At 73.5% G+C, this 13,310-nt stretch carries 13 protein-coding genes; 8 read left to right on the forward strand and 5 right to left on the reverse strand.

Annotated elements, in window-relative coordinates; genetic code table 11:
* Positions 1 to 51: 51 nt before the first annotated feature.
* On the reverse strand, positions 52 to 1,257 hold the full coding sequence (locus tag AB0G28_RS33590) for an MFS transporter (protein ID WP_361098418.1): 1,206 nt from the start codon (positions 1,255 to 1,257) through the stop codon (positions 52 to 54).
* Positions 1,258 to 1,338: 81 nt separating this feature from the next.
* Here AB0G28_RS33590 and AB0G28_RS33595 point away from each other — a divergent pair, with 81 nt between their 5' ends.
* Positions 1,339 to 2,754, forward strand: a complete 1,416-nt coding sequence (locus tag AB0G28_RS33595; protein ID WP_361098421.1) for a PLP-dependent aminotransferase family protein — start codon at positions 1,339 to 1,341, stop codon at positions 2,752 to 2,754.
* Here the strand turns inward: AB0G28_RS33595 and AB0G28_RS33600 are convergent.
* Both AB0G28_RS33600 and AB0G28_RS33605 read right to left on the reverse strand, forming a co-directional pair.
* Positions 2,682 to 4,115, reverse strand: a complete 1,434-nt coding sequence (locus tag AB0G28_RS33600) for an MFS transporter (RefSeq protein WP_361098425.1) — start codon at positions 4,113 to 4,115, stop codon at positions 2,682 to 2,684. The genes AB0G28_RS33595 and AB0G28_RS33600 overlap by 73 nt on opposite strands.
* Positions 4,116 to 4,180: 65 nt before the next feature.
* Positions 4,181 to 4,642, reverse strand: a complete 462-nt coding sequence (locus AB0G28_RS33605) for an SRPBCC family protein (protein WP_361098428.1) — start codon at positions 4,640 to 4,642, stop codon at positions 4,181 to 4,183.
* Between the two features lie 135 nt (positions 4,643 to 4,777).
* Between AB0G28_RS33605 and AB0G28_RS33610 the strand changes: the two genes are divergently transcribed.
* Both AB0G28_RS33610 and AB0G28_RS33615 read left to right on the forward strand, forming a co-directional pair.
* Positions 4,778 to 5,293: a bifunctional nuclease family protein gene (locus tag AB0G28_RS33610; RefSeq protein WP_361098431.1), complete on the forward strand. Its 516-nt coding sequence runs from the start codon at positions 4,778 to 4,780 to the stop codon at positions 5,291 to 5,293.
* A 71-nt stretch (positions 5,294 to 5,364) separates the two neighbouring features.
* Positions 5,365 to 6,330, forward strand: a complete 966-nt coding sequence (locus tag AB0G28_RS33615) for a sigma-70 family RNA polymerase sigma factor (protein ID WP_361098434.1) — start codon at positions 5,365 to 5,367, stop codon at positions 6,328 to 6,330.
* Here AB0G28_RS33615 and AB0G28_RS33620 read toward each other — a convergent pair.
* Positions 6,294 to 6,773, reverse strand: coding sequence for a DUF2087 domain-containing protein (locus AB0G28_RS33620; protein ID WP_361098437.1), 480 nt, complete (start codon positions 6,771 to 6,773; stop codon positions 6,294 to 6,296). The two genes, AB0G28_RS33615 and AB0G28_RS33620, sit on opposite strands and share 37 nt — an antisense overlap.
* A 91-nt stretch (positions 6,774 to 6,864) precedes the next feature.
* On the opposite strand from AB0G28_RS33620, the gene AB0G28_RS33625 reads away from it, so the two are divergent.
* Genes AB0G28_RS33625 through AB0G28_RS33645 form a run of 5 tightly spaced genes read left to right on the forward strand, consistent with a single transcriptional unit; the run spans position 6,865 to position 12,492 of the window.
* Positions 6,865 to 8,502, forward strand: coding sequence for a fatty acyl-AMP ligase (locus AB0G28_RS33625; RefSeq protein WP_361098440.1), 1,638 nt, complete (start codon positions 6,865 to 6,867; stop codon positions 8,500 to 8,502).
* The gene (locus tag AB0G28_RS33630; protein ID WP_361098443.1) at positions 8,495 to 8,752 is read left to right on the forward strand and encodes an acyl carrier protein; all 258 of its coding nucleotides are present in this window, start codon (positions 8,495 to 8,497) and stop codon (positions 8,750 to 8,752) included. The genes AB0G28_RS33625 and AB0G28_RS33630 overlap by 8 nt, the downstream gene beginning before the upstream one ends.
* Position 8,753: 1 nt before the next feature.
* The gene (locus tag AB0G28_RS33635; protein ID WP_361098446.1) at positions 8,754 to 9,071 is read left to right on the forward strand and encodes a hypothetical protein; all 318 of its coding nucleotides are present in this window, start codon (positions 8,754 to 8,756) and stop codon (positions 9,069 to 9,071) included.
* Complete coding sequence (locus AB0G28_RS33640; RefSeq protein WP_361098449.1) at positions 9,071 to 12,124, forward strand: WXG100 family type VII secretion target; 3,054 nt, start codon at positions 9,071 to 9,073, stop codon at positions 12,122 to 12,124. Before AB0G28_RS33635 ends, AB0G28_RS33640 begins: the two co-directional genes overlap by 1 nt.
* A gap of 8 nt (positions 12,125 to 12,132) precedes the next feature.
* Entirely contained in the window at positions 12,133 to 12,492 is a 360-nt protein-coding gene (locus AB0G28_RS33645; protein ID WP_361098452.1) for a hypothetical protein, read from the forward strand.
* A gap of 9 nt (positions 12,493 to 12,501) precedes the next feature.
* Here AB0G28_RS33645 and AB0G28_RS33650 read toward each other — a convergent pair whose 3' ends face one another.
* Positions 12,502 to 13,305: a class I SAM-dependent methyltransferase gene (locus AB0G28_RS33650; protein WP_361098455.1), complete on the reverse strand. Its 804-nt coding sequence runs from the start codon at positions 13,303 to 13,305 to the stop codon at positions 12,502 to 12,504.
* Positions 13,306 to 13,310 lie beyond the last annotated feature (5 nt).

The following is a 13,310-nucleotide window of genomic DNA, read 5'->3' on the forward strand; positions in this document are numbered from 1 at the left end:
GCCACATTGGGGCGCTTGAGAGCCGGGCCGGGCTGGGCGGGACGGGCCGGGTCAGCGGGTGGCGGCGGCCCAGCGGACCGCGGGCCCCATCGCCCAGCCGGCGACCGCGAAGACCGCGCCCATGAGCAGCCAGCCCGGTAGGCCCCAGCCGATCACCACCGTGCTCAGCAGCACCGGCCCGATCGCGCGGGCCACCGATGTCCCCGTTCCGAAAAAGCCCTGGTACTGGCCCTGCTTGTCCGCGGGCGCGAGGGCGAAGCCGATCTCCCACGAGCCCGCCGACTGCAGCATCTCGCCCAGCACCTGCACCAGCGCACCCACGACGAGCACCCCGAAAGCCGTCCACGGCGAAGTGCCGGACGCCGAAAGCGCGAAAGCCACACAGGACGCGAGCAACAGCACCCCCGAGCGGCGGACCATCCGCGCCGCCGCGCCGAGGCTCGCCAGCCGGCCCGCTACGCGGACCTGGACCAGTACCACCACGACCGTGTTCAGCACGAACAACGCCGACACCGTCCAGCCCGGCGCGGCCGTCCGCTCGACTATCCACAAGGGAATCGCCACGCTCAGCAACGGCATGCGCAGCAACAGGATCGCGTTGAGCAGCGTCACCAGTGCGTACGGCCGGTCGCGCAGCACCGCCAGTTTCGGCTCGCCGGCCGCCGCCGAGGAGGCCGGGACTGCCGGAAGCGCAGACAGCAGCGCCGCCGTCACCACGAAGCTCGCCGCGTCGAGCGCGAAGACCGTCAGGTACGCCGGTGCCGTGTCGGCCGCCAGTGCCAGGCCGCCCAGTCCGGCGCCGACGGCGAGACCCGCGTTGCCCGCGGACTGCAGGTGCGCCCTGACCCGCGTCCGCCGCTCCGGGTCGGCGAGCGCGGCCAGCAGGGCCTGGCGCGCGGCCGCCAGCCCGGTCTGGCAGCTGCCGTAGATGCACGCCGCCAGGACGAACAGCGGCGGCGACCGGACCAGGAGGAAGGCCAGGATCGACGCGCCGGTCGCCAAGGCCAGCAGCACCGCCGAACCGCGGGCGCCGTGGCGGTCGGCGAGGTGGCCCAGCGGCACCCCGGCGACCGAGCCGACCGCCCAGCCGAGCGTGAGGCCGAGCCCGACCTGCGCCGGCGTCAGCCCGGCGATCCGCGTGAAGAACAGCACCGAACACGTCAGGAACGCGCCGTCGCCGAGCGAGCCCGCCAGCTGGGCGGCGGCGAGCAGCCGGCCGGGGTGCCGGGTCGCCGGGCGTTCGAGAGTCACCGTCATACCGAGGACGTTAGGACGGAACTTGGCCCTGTCCCAGATCCAATTCCGACCAGTCGTATTGGGCCAATGTAGAGTCCCGGGATGGACTTCCACGTCAGCCTGGCCGGGCGTGGCGACCTCAGCCTCCGGATCTACCGGCAGTTGCGCGACGCCGTGCTGGACGGCCGGCTGCGCGCGGGCGAGCGGCTGCCGCCGACGCGGGAGCTGGCTCGGCGGCTGGCCGTTTCGCGCAACACCGTCGCGGTCGCCTACGACCGCCTGACCGCGGACGGCTTCCTGACCGGACGCGTCGGCGCCGGGACGTACGTCTCCGCCGAGCTTCCCGCGCCGAAGCCCCGCAAGACCGCGTCGGCGGCGGGGCCACGGCCGAAAGCCGTGTGGCGCTCGCTGCCGCCCCCGGTCGCCGCCGCGGCTCGCGCGCCGGTGTACGACTTCCGCGTCGGCATCCCCGACGCCGCGCTGTTCCCGCTGGAAACCTGGCGGCGCCTGCTCGCGCGGGAGCTGCGGGACGCCGCCGGGTTCGCCCACTACGCCGACCCGGGCGGGCACCCGGGCCTGCGCGCGGCGATCGCCCGGCACGTCGGCGTCTCCCGTTCGGTGCGCGCGGAGGCGGACGACGTGCTCGTCACCCAAGGCGCGCAGCAGGCCCTGGACCTGTTGTGCCGGGTGCTCCTCGAGCCCGGCGACCGGGTGGCCGTCGAGGAGCCGGGGTACCGGCTGGCGAAGCTGCTGTTCGCTTCGCACGGCGCCGAAGTCGTCGAAGTCCCGGTGGACGGCGAAGGCCTCGACGTCGCTTCGCTGCCCGCGCGGACGAAGCTGGTGTACGTCACGCCGTCGCACCAGTTCCCGCTCGGCACGCCGATGTCCCTCGCGCGGCGCACGGCGCTGCTGGAGTGGGCCGGACGCGTGGACGCGGTCGTCGTCGAGGACGACTACGACAGCGAGTTCCGGTTCTCCGACCGTCCCCTGGAACCGTTGCAGAGCCTGGACCGCGCCGGGCGGGTCGCCTACGTCGGGTCGTTCTCCAAGACGCTGCTTCCCATGCTGCGCCTGGGTTTCCTGGTCGCGCCGCCGTCGCTGCGGGACGCCTTGCGCCACGCGCGGCAGCTCTCCGACTGGCACGGCGATCTGCCCGCTCAGGCCGCACTCGCCCGGTTCGTCGACGAAGGCCTGTTCGCCCGTCACCTCCGCCGCGCGACGAAGGTGTACGCGGACCGCCACGAGCGGATCACGGCGACGCTGGAATGCGCCTTCGCGGGCCGGCTGCGGCTGGTGCCCTCGGCGGCGGGCCTGCACCTGTGCGCACTCGCGGAGGAGGACGTCGACCTGGAGCCGGTCGCCACCCGTGCGGCGGCCGCCGGCGCGGCGGTCCAGACGCTGTCCGACCTCTGCGGCGGCTTCCCGCGGCCGGGCCTGGTCCTCGGCTACGGCTCGATCGCCTCGGACAACATCGGCGCCGGGCTCGCGGTACTGGACCGGGCCTGGGGCTCGACGTAGTGGTCCGTGCGGCGGCGCGCCGCGATCAGCAGGCCGCCCGCGAACGTGGCCACCGCGGTGGCGAGGACGACGAGCCAGCCGCGCCGGAAGCCGGCCAGGTCGGGCGTCCCCGCGAAGACCGCGACCAGCACCGCCGTGCCCAGGACCGCCCCGATCTGCCGCATCGTGTTGACCATCGACGATCCCGCTCCCCAGCGCGCCGCCGGCAGGACCGTGCCGACCACGCCCGACAGGCTCGGCAGGATCAGCCCGACGCCGATGCCGGTCAGCAGCTGCCCGGGCAGCATCGCCCCGGCGTAGTCGGGTGTGGACCCCATGCGCAGCAACCAGATCAGCACGCCCGCCCCGAACGAGACGCCGCCGAGGGCGACCAGCGGGCCCGGGCCGACGCGGTGCGCGAACCGGCCGCCGAGGATCGACACCGGCACCACCATCAGCGGTCCCGGCGCCAGGGACAGCCCGGCGACGAGGATCGGATCGTGCCAGATCGAGGTCAGGAACAGCACGTTGCCGAACAGCATCGCCGCGAAGCCGGCCGCGAAGACGCCGGTGGTCAGGCAGGCCAGCCACAGCGTCGGGACGCGCAGCGCGGGCAGGTCCAGCACCGGCACCGCGTGCCTCGCCGAGCGCAGCGGCACCCACGCCAGCGCGACCACGGCGACCGCGAACGCCGGCAGGACTTCGACGGCGCCCCAGCCGTGGTCGGGCGCCTCCACCAGCGCGTAGGCCAGAGAACCCACGCCGATCAGCAGCCCGGCGGCGCCGAGCAGGTCCGGGACGCCGGTGGTGGTGTCCCGCGACTCGCGCAGCACCCGCGGACCGGCCAGCAGCGTCACCGCGCAGACCGGCAGGTTCACCAGGAACACCCAGCGCCAGGAGGCTTCGACGAGCAGGCCGCCGACGGGCGGCCCGAGCGCCGCGGCCGCCGCGCCCACCGACGCCCAGACGCCGACGGCCAGTGGCCGCCGGTGTGGCGGGAACGCCGTCAGCAGCAGCGCCAGTGACGTCGGCATGACGAGCGCGGCACCGACCGCCTGCAGCGCGCGGAAGGCGATCAGCACGCCGATGTCCGGGGCGGCCGCGCAGAGCGCCGAAGCGACCGTGAAGAGGGCGACCCCGAGCAGGAACAGCCGCTTGCGGCCGTACCGGTCGGCCAGCCGCCCGGCCGGGGCGAGGCAGGCGGCGAACAGCACCGTGTAGCCGTTGAGCACCCACGACAGCGTGGCGAGGCCGTCGCCGGGGAACGCGGCCCGGATGCCGGGGAAGGCGATCGTGACGATGAACGTGTCGAGGCTCGCGAGGAACGCGGCCGTCGAGACGACCAGCAGCACGAGCCCCGGCTTCGGCGCGGTGTCGGTCATGATCCTCCTAGGTTCGAAAAAGCAACCTAGCTGGAAATGAGCGTCTCAACAAGAGACTGACCAGCTCACGCCTCCGCGCGGGCCTTGAGTGCCGCCAGGGTGTGTTCGATCGACCGGGCGTTGTAGCCGGGCCGGTCGGCGCGGCCGGTCACGCGCGGGCCCATGAACTTCCGGACCACCCAGCTGCCGATCCGGTACCAGTTCTCGGTGACCAGGCAGCCGGCCGCGCTCGGTGCCAGCACGTACTCCCACCGCGAAACCCGCGATCCGAACGGCGTCCGCACGTCGAAGGCGAACCGGCGGTCCGGTTCGAACGCGACCACCCGCACCCTTGTCCACCAGTTCAGCTCGCCGTTGCGGTTGCGGCCGCGGAACCGCGCGCCGAGCGCCGGGCCGGTGCCGTCCAGCCAGCGGCCGCCGACGTTCTCCGGGCTCAGCTCGCCCATCCGCGGCAGGTCGGTGACCCACGACCACACCGCGGCGGGCTCGGCCGGCACGTCGATGCTGCGGGAAATCGTCGGCTTCACGTCGTGATGGTGACAGCGGCGCGCCCGGCGGGGCCAGGAATCCCGGAGCATCGGGCAGCCGGGGAGAACCCACAGGTTACGGCCGGGCCGTTCTGGGTACTTCGCGCGCGGAGGAGTCTCGACACGGAGGGTGCGGTGGTCAGCGTGATCCCGATCGAGGTCGTGGGCATGGCCGTTCCGGTGCCGGGTGAGGCACCGTTGATGCTCCTTCGCGAGCCCGAGGGCGCCCGCCGCTGGCTGGCGATCATGATCGGGTACGGCGAAGCCGAGGCCCTCGTCCGGGCGCGGGAGCAGATCACGCAGCCGCGTCCGGGCACGATCGAGCTGCTCGGCGACGTGCTCGCGGCGTTCGGCCAGGGCCTCGCCGCGGTCGAGCTGACCGAGGTGCGGGACGGGATCTTCTACGCCGAGCTCGTCCTCGCCTCCGGCACCCGCGTGTCGGCCCGCCCCAGCGACGCGGTCGCGCTCGGCCTGCGCCAGGGCGCGCCGATCAGCGTCGCCGAAGAGGTGCTCGACGTCGCGTCCGTGCAGCTCGAGGTCGAGCAGGAAGCCGAAGGGCCGGCCGCCGACGTGCTGGACGCCGACGCCGAGGTCGCCCGGTTCCGCGCCGAGCTCGACGAGCTGCGGCCGGAGGACTTCGGCGACCACTAGGAGTTCTCTCCCCGCCGATGAATCCCGGCCGCGGCGCCGGTACAACCATCGGGACGGCCGGAGGGAGAACGATGCAGGACTTCGCCGCGCGCACCGAGCCGCACCGGCGTGAGCTGCTGGCGCACTGCTACCGCATGCTGGGCTCGGTGCACGAGGCCGAGGACCTGGTGCAGGAGACCCTGGTGCGGGCCTGGAAGGCGTGGGCGGGCTACGACCCGGCCCGCGCCTCGGTGCGCACCTGGCTGTACCGGATCGCGACCAACGCGTGCCTGACGGCGCTGGAAGGGCGGGCGCGGCGGCCGTTGCCGTCCGGGCTCGGCGGCCCGGCGGGCGACCCGGGCGCGCCGCTGACGCCGTCGTTCGAAATCCCCTGGCTGCAGCCGTTCCCGGACGCCCGGCTGGACGACCCCGGCCTGCGCCTGGCCCGCCGCGGCACCCTGCGGCTGGCGTTGCTGGCGGCGATGCAGACGCTGCCGCCGAAGCAGCGCGCGGTGCTGATCCTGCGCGACGTCCTCGAGTTCAGCGCGGCGGAGGTGGCCGGATTCCTCGACACGACACCCGCGGCCGTCAACAGCGCCCTGCAGCGCGCCCGCGCCGGCCTCGGCGGCCTGTCGGCGGACGAAGTGGCCGAACCGGACGACACCGCGGTGGAAGCGGTCCTGGACCGGTACGTGCGGGCGTTCGAACGGGCCGACGTCGCGGGCCTGGTCGAGCTGCTGACCGACGACGTCGTGATGGAGATGCCGCCGGTGCCGCTGTGGTTCCGCGGCCGGGACGGCTACGGCCGGTTCCTGGAGCGCCTCTTCGCCCTGCGCGGCCCCGGCTGGCGGATGACGCGCACGGCGGCCAACGGCCAGCCCGCGCTGGTGGCGTACTGCCGCGACGACGCCGGGGTGCACCGGTTGCACACCCTCCAGGTGTTCACCGTGACGGGGTCGCGGGTCGCGCACAACGTCGTCTTCGCCGATCCCGCCGTGCTGGCGGCGTTCGACCTCCCGGCTCAGCCGGCGGCGCGGGCTTCCGACGGACGGCCGTAGGCGCCGCCGTCGTTGCTGCGCTGCAGCAGGCCTTCGTCGACGAGGTAGCGGCGCAGCGTCGCGTGGTCGTCGTGGACCATCGACAGCTTCTCCCGGACGTCCTGCTCGGTGTAGAGCCGGCCGGGCTCGAACCGCTCGGCGAGGTGGGCGAGCAGCAGCTGCCGCCGCTTGCCCGAGTGCGGGATCGTGACGAGCCTGCCGCGGCTGAACAACGCGTCGAGCGGGTCCACCGGCGCTTTGGCGAGCGCGTCGCGGAACACCTCGGGCACGGCCCGGTAGTGGTCGTCGTCCAGAGTGACGAGTCCCGCGTCGACCAGCCGTTTCGCGAGCTTGGCCGGGACATCGGCGGCCGGGAGCCCGGCGGGCGCGGCGCAGATGCGGGCGAACAGGTGCAGGCGATCGGCGTCCGCGAGGGCGGAGACCAGCGCTTCCGGTGCGGCCATGGTGCCCGACCGTACCGCTGGTGCTGCCCGGGGTGCACCCGGTTTCGCGCACCGGGCGAACGGTTCCCGGGCGGGCCGGTAGGTTGCCACCGTGCCTCGTCCGCCCGTGACCGTGCCCGAGGAGGTGCTGCGCGCCTCGATCGTGGAGCGGCTGTTCGCACGCGAGGACGACGAGCGTCCGCTGTTCACCCACCAGGACCACAGCCGCGGCGCCGAGCACACGGTGACGTGGGCCGGGTTCGCCGCCCGCGTCCGGGTCGTGGCGGGCAGCCTCCGCCGGATCGCGGAGCCGGGGGAGCGGATCGCGATCCTCGCGGGCCAGGAACTGGCGTATCCGCTGGCCTTCTTCGGCGCGCTGGCCGCCGGCCTCGTCGCGGTCCCGTTGATGGCGCCCGCGAACGCCGCGCAGGCCGAGCGGCTCACCGGCGTCCTCGCCGACTCGGGCGCGCGCGTGTGGCTGACGTCGTCGGCCGCGGCGGCGCGCGTCCGCGAGTTCGGCGACCCGCTGGTGGTCGAGGAGCTGACCGGCCCGGGCGTGGACCCGGTGCCGGTGTCGCCGGAAAGCCCGGCCTACCTCCAGTACACGTCGGGCTCGACCCGCGAACCGGCCGGCGCGGTGGTCCCGCACCGGGCGATCGTCGCGGCCTGCTGGCAGGGCAGCCGCGCCTACGCCGTCGACGAGGGCACGACCTGCGCGGGCTGGATCCCGTTCTTCCACGACATGGGCCTGATCCAGCTGCTGTGCCTGCCGGTCTTCGCCGGCGCGCGGTCGGTGTTCATGGCCCCGGCCGAGTTCGTGCACCGGCCGCACCGGTGGCTGCGGCAGCTGGCGGACCACCCCGCGGTGTTCACCGCCGCCCCGAACTTCGCCTACGACCTGGCGGCCGACGCCGGCCCCGGTGACGGCGACCTCGACCTCTCGGACGTGCGGGTCGCGCTCAACGGCAGCGAGCCCGTCCGGCCGCGGACGGTCGAGCGCTTCCAGGAAGTCTTCGGCCCGTACGGGTTCCGGCGCGAGGCCCACCGGCCGTCCTACGGCCTCGCCGAAGCCACCGTGTACGTCGCGAGCGCGGGGCCGGAAGGTCCGCGCAGTGCGGTGTTCGACCGCGACGCCCTCGCGCAGGGCCGCGCGGTCGAAGTGGCGGGCGGGCAGGAACTCGTTTCGGTGGGCCGTCCCGTCGGGCAGCTCGTGCGGATCGTCCACGACGGGCGGGAACAGCCCGAGGGCCTGGCCGGCGAGATCTGGGTGCACGGCCCGAACGTCGCGACCGGCTACTGGGGCCGCGGCGACGCCGGCGCGTTCGGCGCCACGCTCGACGGCCTCGGCGGGTGGCTGCGCACCGGTGACCTCGGCGTCGTGCACCGCGGCGACCTCTACGTCACCGGGCGGCTCAAGGACCTCATCGTCATCGACGGCCGCAACTTCCACCCGCAGGACATCGAAGCCGCGGCCGGGGAGGCCCACCCCGCGGTCCGCCGCGACCGCGTGGCCGCGTTCGGGGTCGCCGACGAACGCGGCGAGGGCGCGGTGGTGGTGGCCGAATGGGCGCGCGGAGCCGACGCCGACACCAAGGACGTCACGCGGGCGGTGCTGCGCGCGGTGTCGCGGGAACACGACCTCACGCTGCGTGCGGTACATCTGGTCCCTTCCGGCGGACTTCCGCGCACTTCGAGCGGCAAGGTCGCCCGGTCGGCCGCCAAGGCACGTTATGGTGGCGCCCGTGGGTGATCACCGTGCCGAGGTCACGAAGGTCGTCAGCGAGACCTTCCGGCTCGACCCGGCCCTCGTCGGGCCCGACGCCACCCTGGAAGAGCTGGGCATCGACTCGAAGGGCCGGATCCGCCTGCTGGCGGCACTGGAGATCTACTTCCGCGTGACGATCGACCTGGACGAGCTCGATCGGTTCACCGACGTGGCATCCGTGGCCGATGTGCTCGCGGACGCACTGGGAACCGGCGGATCCGAGGAGAGGCGCTGAGATGAGCAGCGGGGGGTACACCGCGACGACGGAAGCGTTGTCGACGGCGGCCAAGACCATCGGCGACCTGGCGGAGCACCTGCTGGACGACAACCCGGACCTGCAGAACTCCCAGGTGACGGCCGAGAAGTTCGGCCGGGCGCACACCGCGCACGGGGAAAAGTACGCCACGGGCGCGAAAGCGCTGTGGGCCGCGGTCTCCGCGTACAGCAGCACGCTGGGTTCGTTCGGCTCGAACGTCGGCACCGCCGGGAAGAGCTACGGCGCCAACGAAGACGACCAGGTCGGCGCGATCACGAACGCCGGGGGCTCGCTCTGATGGCCGAGAAGAAGAAGTGGTCCGACGTCAAGGCGATCCTGGACGACCCGAGCGTCCCCGCCGGGCAGAAGAGCGCGCTGATCAGCAGCTGGCTGCGGGAAAACCCGCCACCGCCGCCGTTCCTGGCCGACCAGGAACCGGACGACATCAAGCAGAAGCGGCAGGAAGCCGACAAGTACGCGCGCGCCTTCAACGCCAACCCGCTGTTCGCCGGCCAGTCCGTCGACGAGGCCTACGACAAGGCCAAGAAGAGCGGGGACCAGAACAGCTACAACGAGGACCAGGAAAAGAAGGCCGTCGACGAGGGCAAGGCCAAGCTCGACGGCACGCAGCCGCCGTCGGCGGAAGGCAGCACCGGGACCAAGACGTCCGACGAGATCTTCGACGCCGCCGCGCCCGCGTTGAAGCTGTTCGAGACGTTCGGGTCGCTGCTGGCGAAGATCCCGGCCGACTGCCGCGGCAACACCCGCGCGCTCGACCTCGACAAGGACATCCGCCAGCCGTTCGACGAGCAGCGCGGCATCAGCTTCAAGGACTTCGTCGACGACGCCGCGCACTTCAAGCGCGGATCGGAGACCGTGGACCGGACGGTCCAGGACACCGGATCCCAGCTGGGCAGCCTTTTCCGGACCTGGAGCGGCGCCGGTGCCGACGCGGCGTCCGACACCTACAACGAGAAGATCCAGCCGAAGGCGGCGAAGCTGTCGCAGACGCTCGGCAACGTGGGCGAAGCGACGCTGCACACCGCGACCACGGTGTTCGAGCTCTGCAAGGGCAAGGCCGACGCGGTCATCGGCATGTACACCGACCTGGTCGGCAAGGCCGACTACACGATGGCGCAGAAGGTCGTCGCCGTCGCCAACGGCGAGCACGGCAGCAAGGAGGACCTGGCCCAGATCGCGGGCTGGATGGACCTCAACTTCGGCACGAACCTGGTCAAGACCCTCAACGACCAAGGCTGCTGCGACGGCGACGAGATCGAGAAAGCCGGCCGGGACCTGGCCAAGCAGTGGGTGCAGAACCAGTTCAACCCCGACATGTGGGACCGGCTGTACCAGGGGTTCGCGAAGACCTGCAAGGACACGAAGGACCTCGTCGACCAGGCCTACGACGCGCTCGACAAGGTCATGGGCTCGGTGCGCAACGAGTTCGAGGGCGTGACGCTGCCGGGTGGCCCGGGCACGGGCGGCGCGGGTACCGGTGGTGCCGGCGGCGGGCCGGGTGCGGGTTCGCCCGGCGGCCCGGGTGCCGGTGGTGCGGGCGGTGGTGCGGGTGCGGGTGCGCCCGGTGGTCCGGGCACCGGTGCCGGCTCGGGTCCGGGTGCCGAGGGCGGTTCGGGTGCGGGCGGTGGTTCCGGGACCGGAGGTCCGGGAACCGGGGGTTCCGGTGCCGGGATTCCCGGTTCGGGTGCGGGTGGTGGCTCGGGTTCCGGTGGTACGCCGCCGCCGATTCCGGATGTGGACACGCCGTCGGGGGCGGGATCGGCGGGCGGTTCCGGCGCGGGTGGCGGTTCGGGTTCCGGTGGCGGTTCGGGTTCCGGTGGTACGCCGCCGCCGATTCCGGATGTGGACACTTCATCCGGGGCGGGAGCCTCGGGCGGTTCTTCGGGCGGCTCACCGGGTGGCGGTCAGGAAGCCGCGGAGGCCGAAGCGGCGAAACAGAAGGCCGCGGAGGAGGCCGAAGCCGCGAAGCAGAAGGCCGCGGACGCGTTGAAGTCGCTCGACGGTCCCCCGATCCAGACCGAGTCGGGCGCGGGTGCGGGTGGCGGCTCGAGTTCCGGCGGCGGCTCGATGCCGTCGATCCCGGACGTGGACACCCCGTCCGGTGCGGGGGCGGGACTCGGTGACGCGCCGTCGTCCGGGGGTGCCGGTTCCGGCGGCTCGGGTGACCAGGAAGCGGCGGCGGAGGCGGCGAAGCAGAAGGCGGCGGACGCGTTGGCGTCGCTCGACGGCGACCCGATCAAGACCGAATCCGGCGAGGGGCTCGGCGACACCGGCACCGACGACGGCAAGCAGGCCGCGGAGCACGCCGCCGAGGACGCCAAGAAGAAGGCCGAGGAGGCACTTCAGGGCCTCGACGGCGACAAGGACGGGAAGCCCGACGGCCTGCTCGGCGAGGACGGCGACGAACCCGACACGCTCAAGGTCAAGCAGGGCGACAAGACCTTCGAGATGACCGAGCCCGGCCACGACGGCAAGATGGACATCAAGGTCGGCGACGGGCCCGGCGACCCGAAGGACTTCAAGCTCGACTGGTCCGCCGACGGTCCACAAGGGACGGACGACGTCCACCACCCCGGGCCCGACGGCAAGATCCACATCGAAGACGGGGACCTGAAGATCACCGCCGAACGGCCGGACGGTCCGAACGGCCCGACGGTCGTGACCGTCGACGACGGCACCGGCACCCCGACGACCTACACCCTCGGCGAGGACGACAAGCCGTCGGACGTCCTCGGCGACACGCCCGGGAAGCGCGACGACGACCTGCCCACCCACCGCGGCACCCTCGAGGACCTCGGCACGGAGGGCTCGCACGACGGCGGCGATTCCGGATCGCACAGCGGCGAGAGCACGGGACGCCACAGCGGCGGCGAGGGTTCGCACGGTGGCGGCGAGGGTTCGCCCGGCGGAGGCAGTGGCGGGTCGCACCACGGCGGATCCGGCGCGAGCGGGTTCGGCGCGGCCGCGTTCGGCGGCGGTTCGCCCGGCGCCCCCACGGCAGTCGGGTTCGACCCGTCCGGTGCCGGGCTCGGGGACGCGCCGACGTCCGGCGGCGCCCACACCGGGGTCGGACTCGCCCAGCCGCAGCCGGCGGCCGCGTTCGCGCCCACCGGCGCGACCACCGGTCCGAGCGGCCAGCCGATGTCCGGGATGCCGGGCATGGGCGCCATGGGCGGGGGCGCGCACGGTGGCGGCGGGGGAGACACCGAACGCCGGTCCCCGGCCTACCGGATCGAAGGCGCGGTGTTCGACAACCTCGGCGAGCCCGGCCGCCGGATCATCGGCTCCCTGAACGACGACGAAGACCCGGCACCCACCCGGACCCGGTAGGAGGACGCATGACCGACATCGCCGGGATCAAGGCGGAGCTGGACGGCCTCGTCCGCGAACAGGCCGATCGCCGTGCCCTGCGGGAACACCAGGGCGAGGAGATCAAGGCCCGGTCGCACGAGTACATGACCAAGCAGGTCCAGGCGGCCGAACGCTACGTCATGCACCGCCGCGAACTCGCGCAGCGCAAGACCAAGTCCGGCTGGAGCACCGACCGGACGCACGCCGAGCCGCCGTCGGCCTTCGACGACCCCGTGGAGTTCCCCAGCGGCGGCGAAGCACGCCCGGCCCGGGGCGAGTCGCCCCGGCACGCCCGGCGTCACCGCGCGGCCGAGGAGGTCGACGAGTTCGAGAACAATCCGTGGTGAACACGAGCGTCACGGCCGCCAGAGGTCGACGGCGATCTCGCGCAGCCGCTCGGTGAACGTCCCGTCCGGGCTCGCCCGGTGCAGCAGCCGCCGGAGGTCGCTCTCGAACTCCGCGCGGCGGTCGCCGAACTGGGACGGCGTCGAGCTGGACAGCGAGAAGACCGCGGCGACGACCTCGTCGGCGGTGCGGCCGATCACCCACCCCGGGACCTCGAAGCGCCGTGGGCCCCGGAAGCCCGCCGCGCGGTAGCTCGCCGTTTCGGCGCCGGGCGTCCACCGCGGGGCGGAACTCCGTCCGGCGCGGCGCACCGGGCCCAGGTACTCCCGCACCAGCTCGGCGATTTCGTCGTGCGGGACGGATCCGTCGACGCCTTCGTGCGTCGTCGCGTGCACGTGGGCGCAGAACCCGCCGGGCGCCACCATTCCGCGCACCGCCGTGGCGACGCGGGCCTGGTCGAACCAGTGGAACGACTGGGCGAAGGTGATCAGCCGGAACCGGCCGAGCCCGGCGGGCAGCTCCTCCGCGCGCCGGTGCACCCACCGGCAGTTCGGGATCCCCGCCGCCCGGCGGCTCGCTTCGCCGAGCATGTCCGCGTCGGCGTCGAGCCCGACCGCCTCCTCGAAGAACCCCGCCAGCGGCAGGGTCAGCGACCCGGGTCCGCAGCCGACGTCGAGCAGGCGTCCCGAGCCGTCCAGCCCGAGCTCGGCGGCGAACGCGGTCGCCAGCCCGGGCGGGTATGCCGCCCGGCCGCGTGCGTAGTACTCCGCGCTGCCCGAATAGAGGGACGGGTCCCATTCCCACGTGTCGGTCACGCCCT

It is taken from the genome of Amycolatopsis sp. NPDC021455 (genome assembly GCF_040640995.1).
Taxonomy (GTDB): Bacteria; Actinomycetota; Actinomycetes; order Mycobacteriales; family Pseudonocardiaceae; genus Amycolatopsis.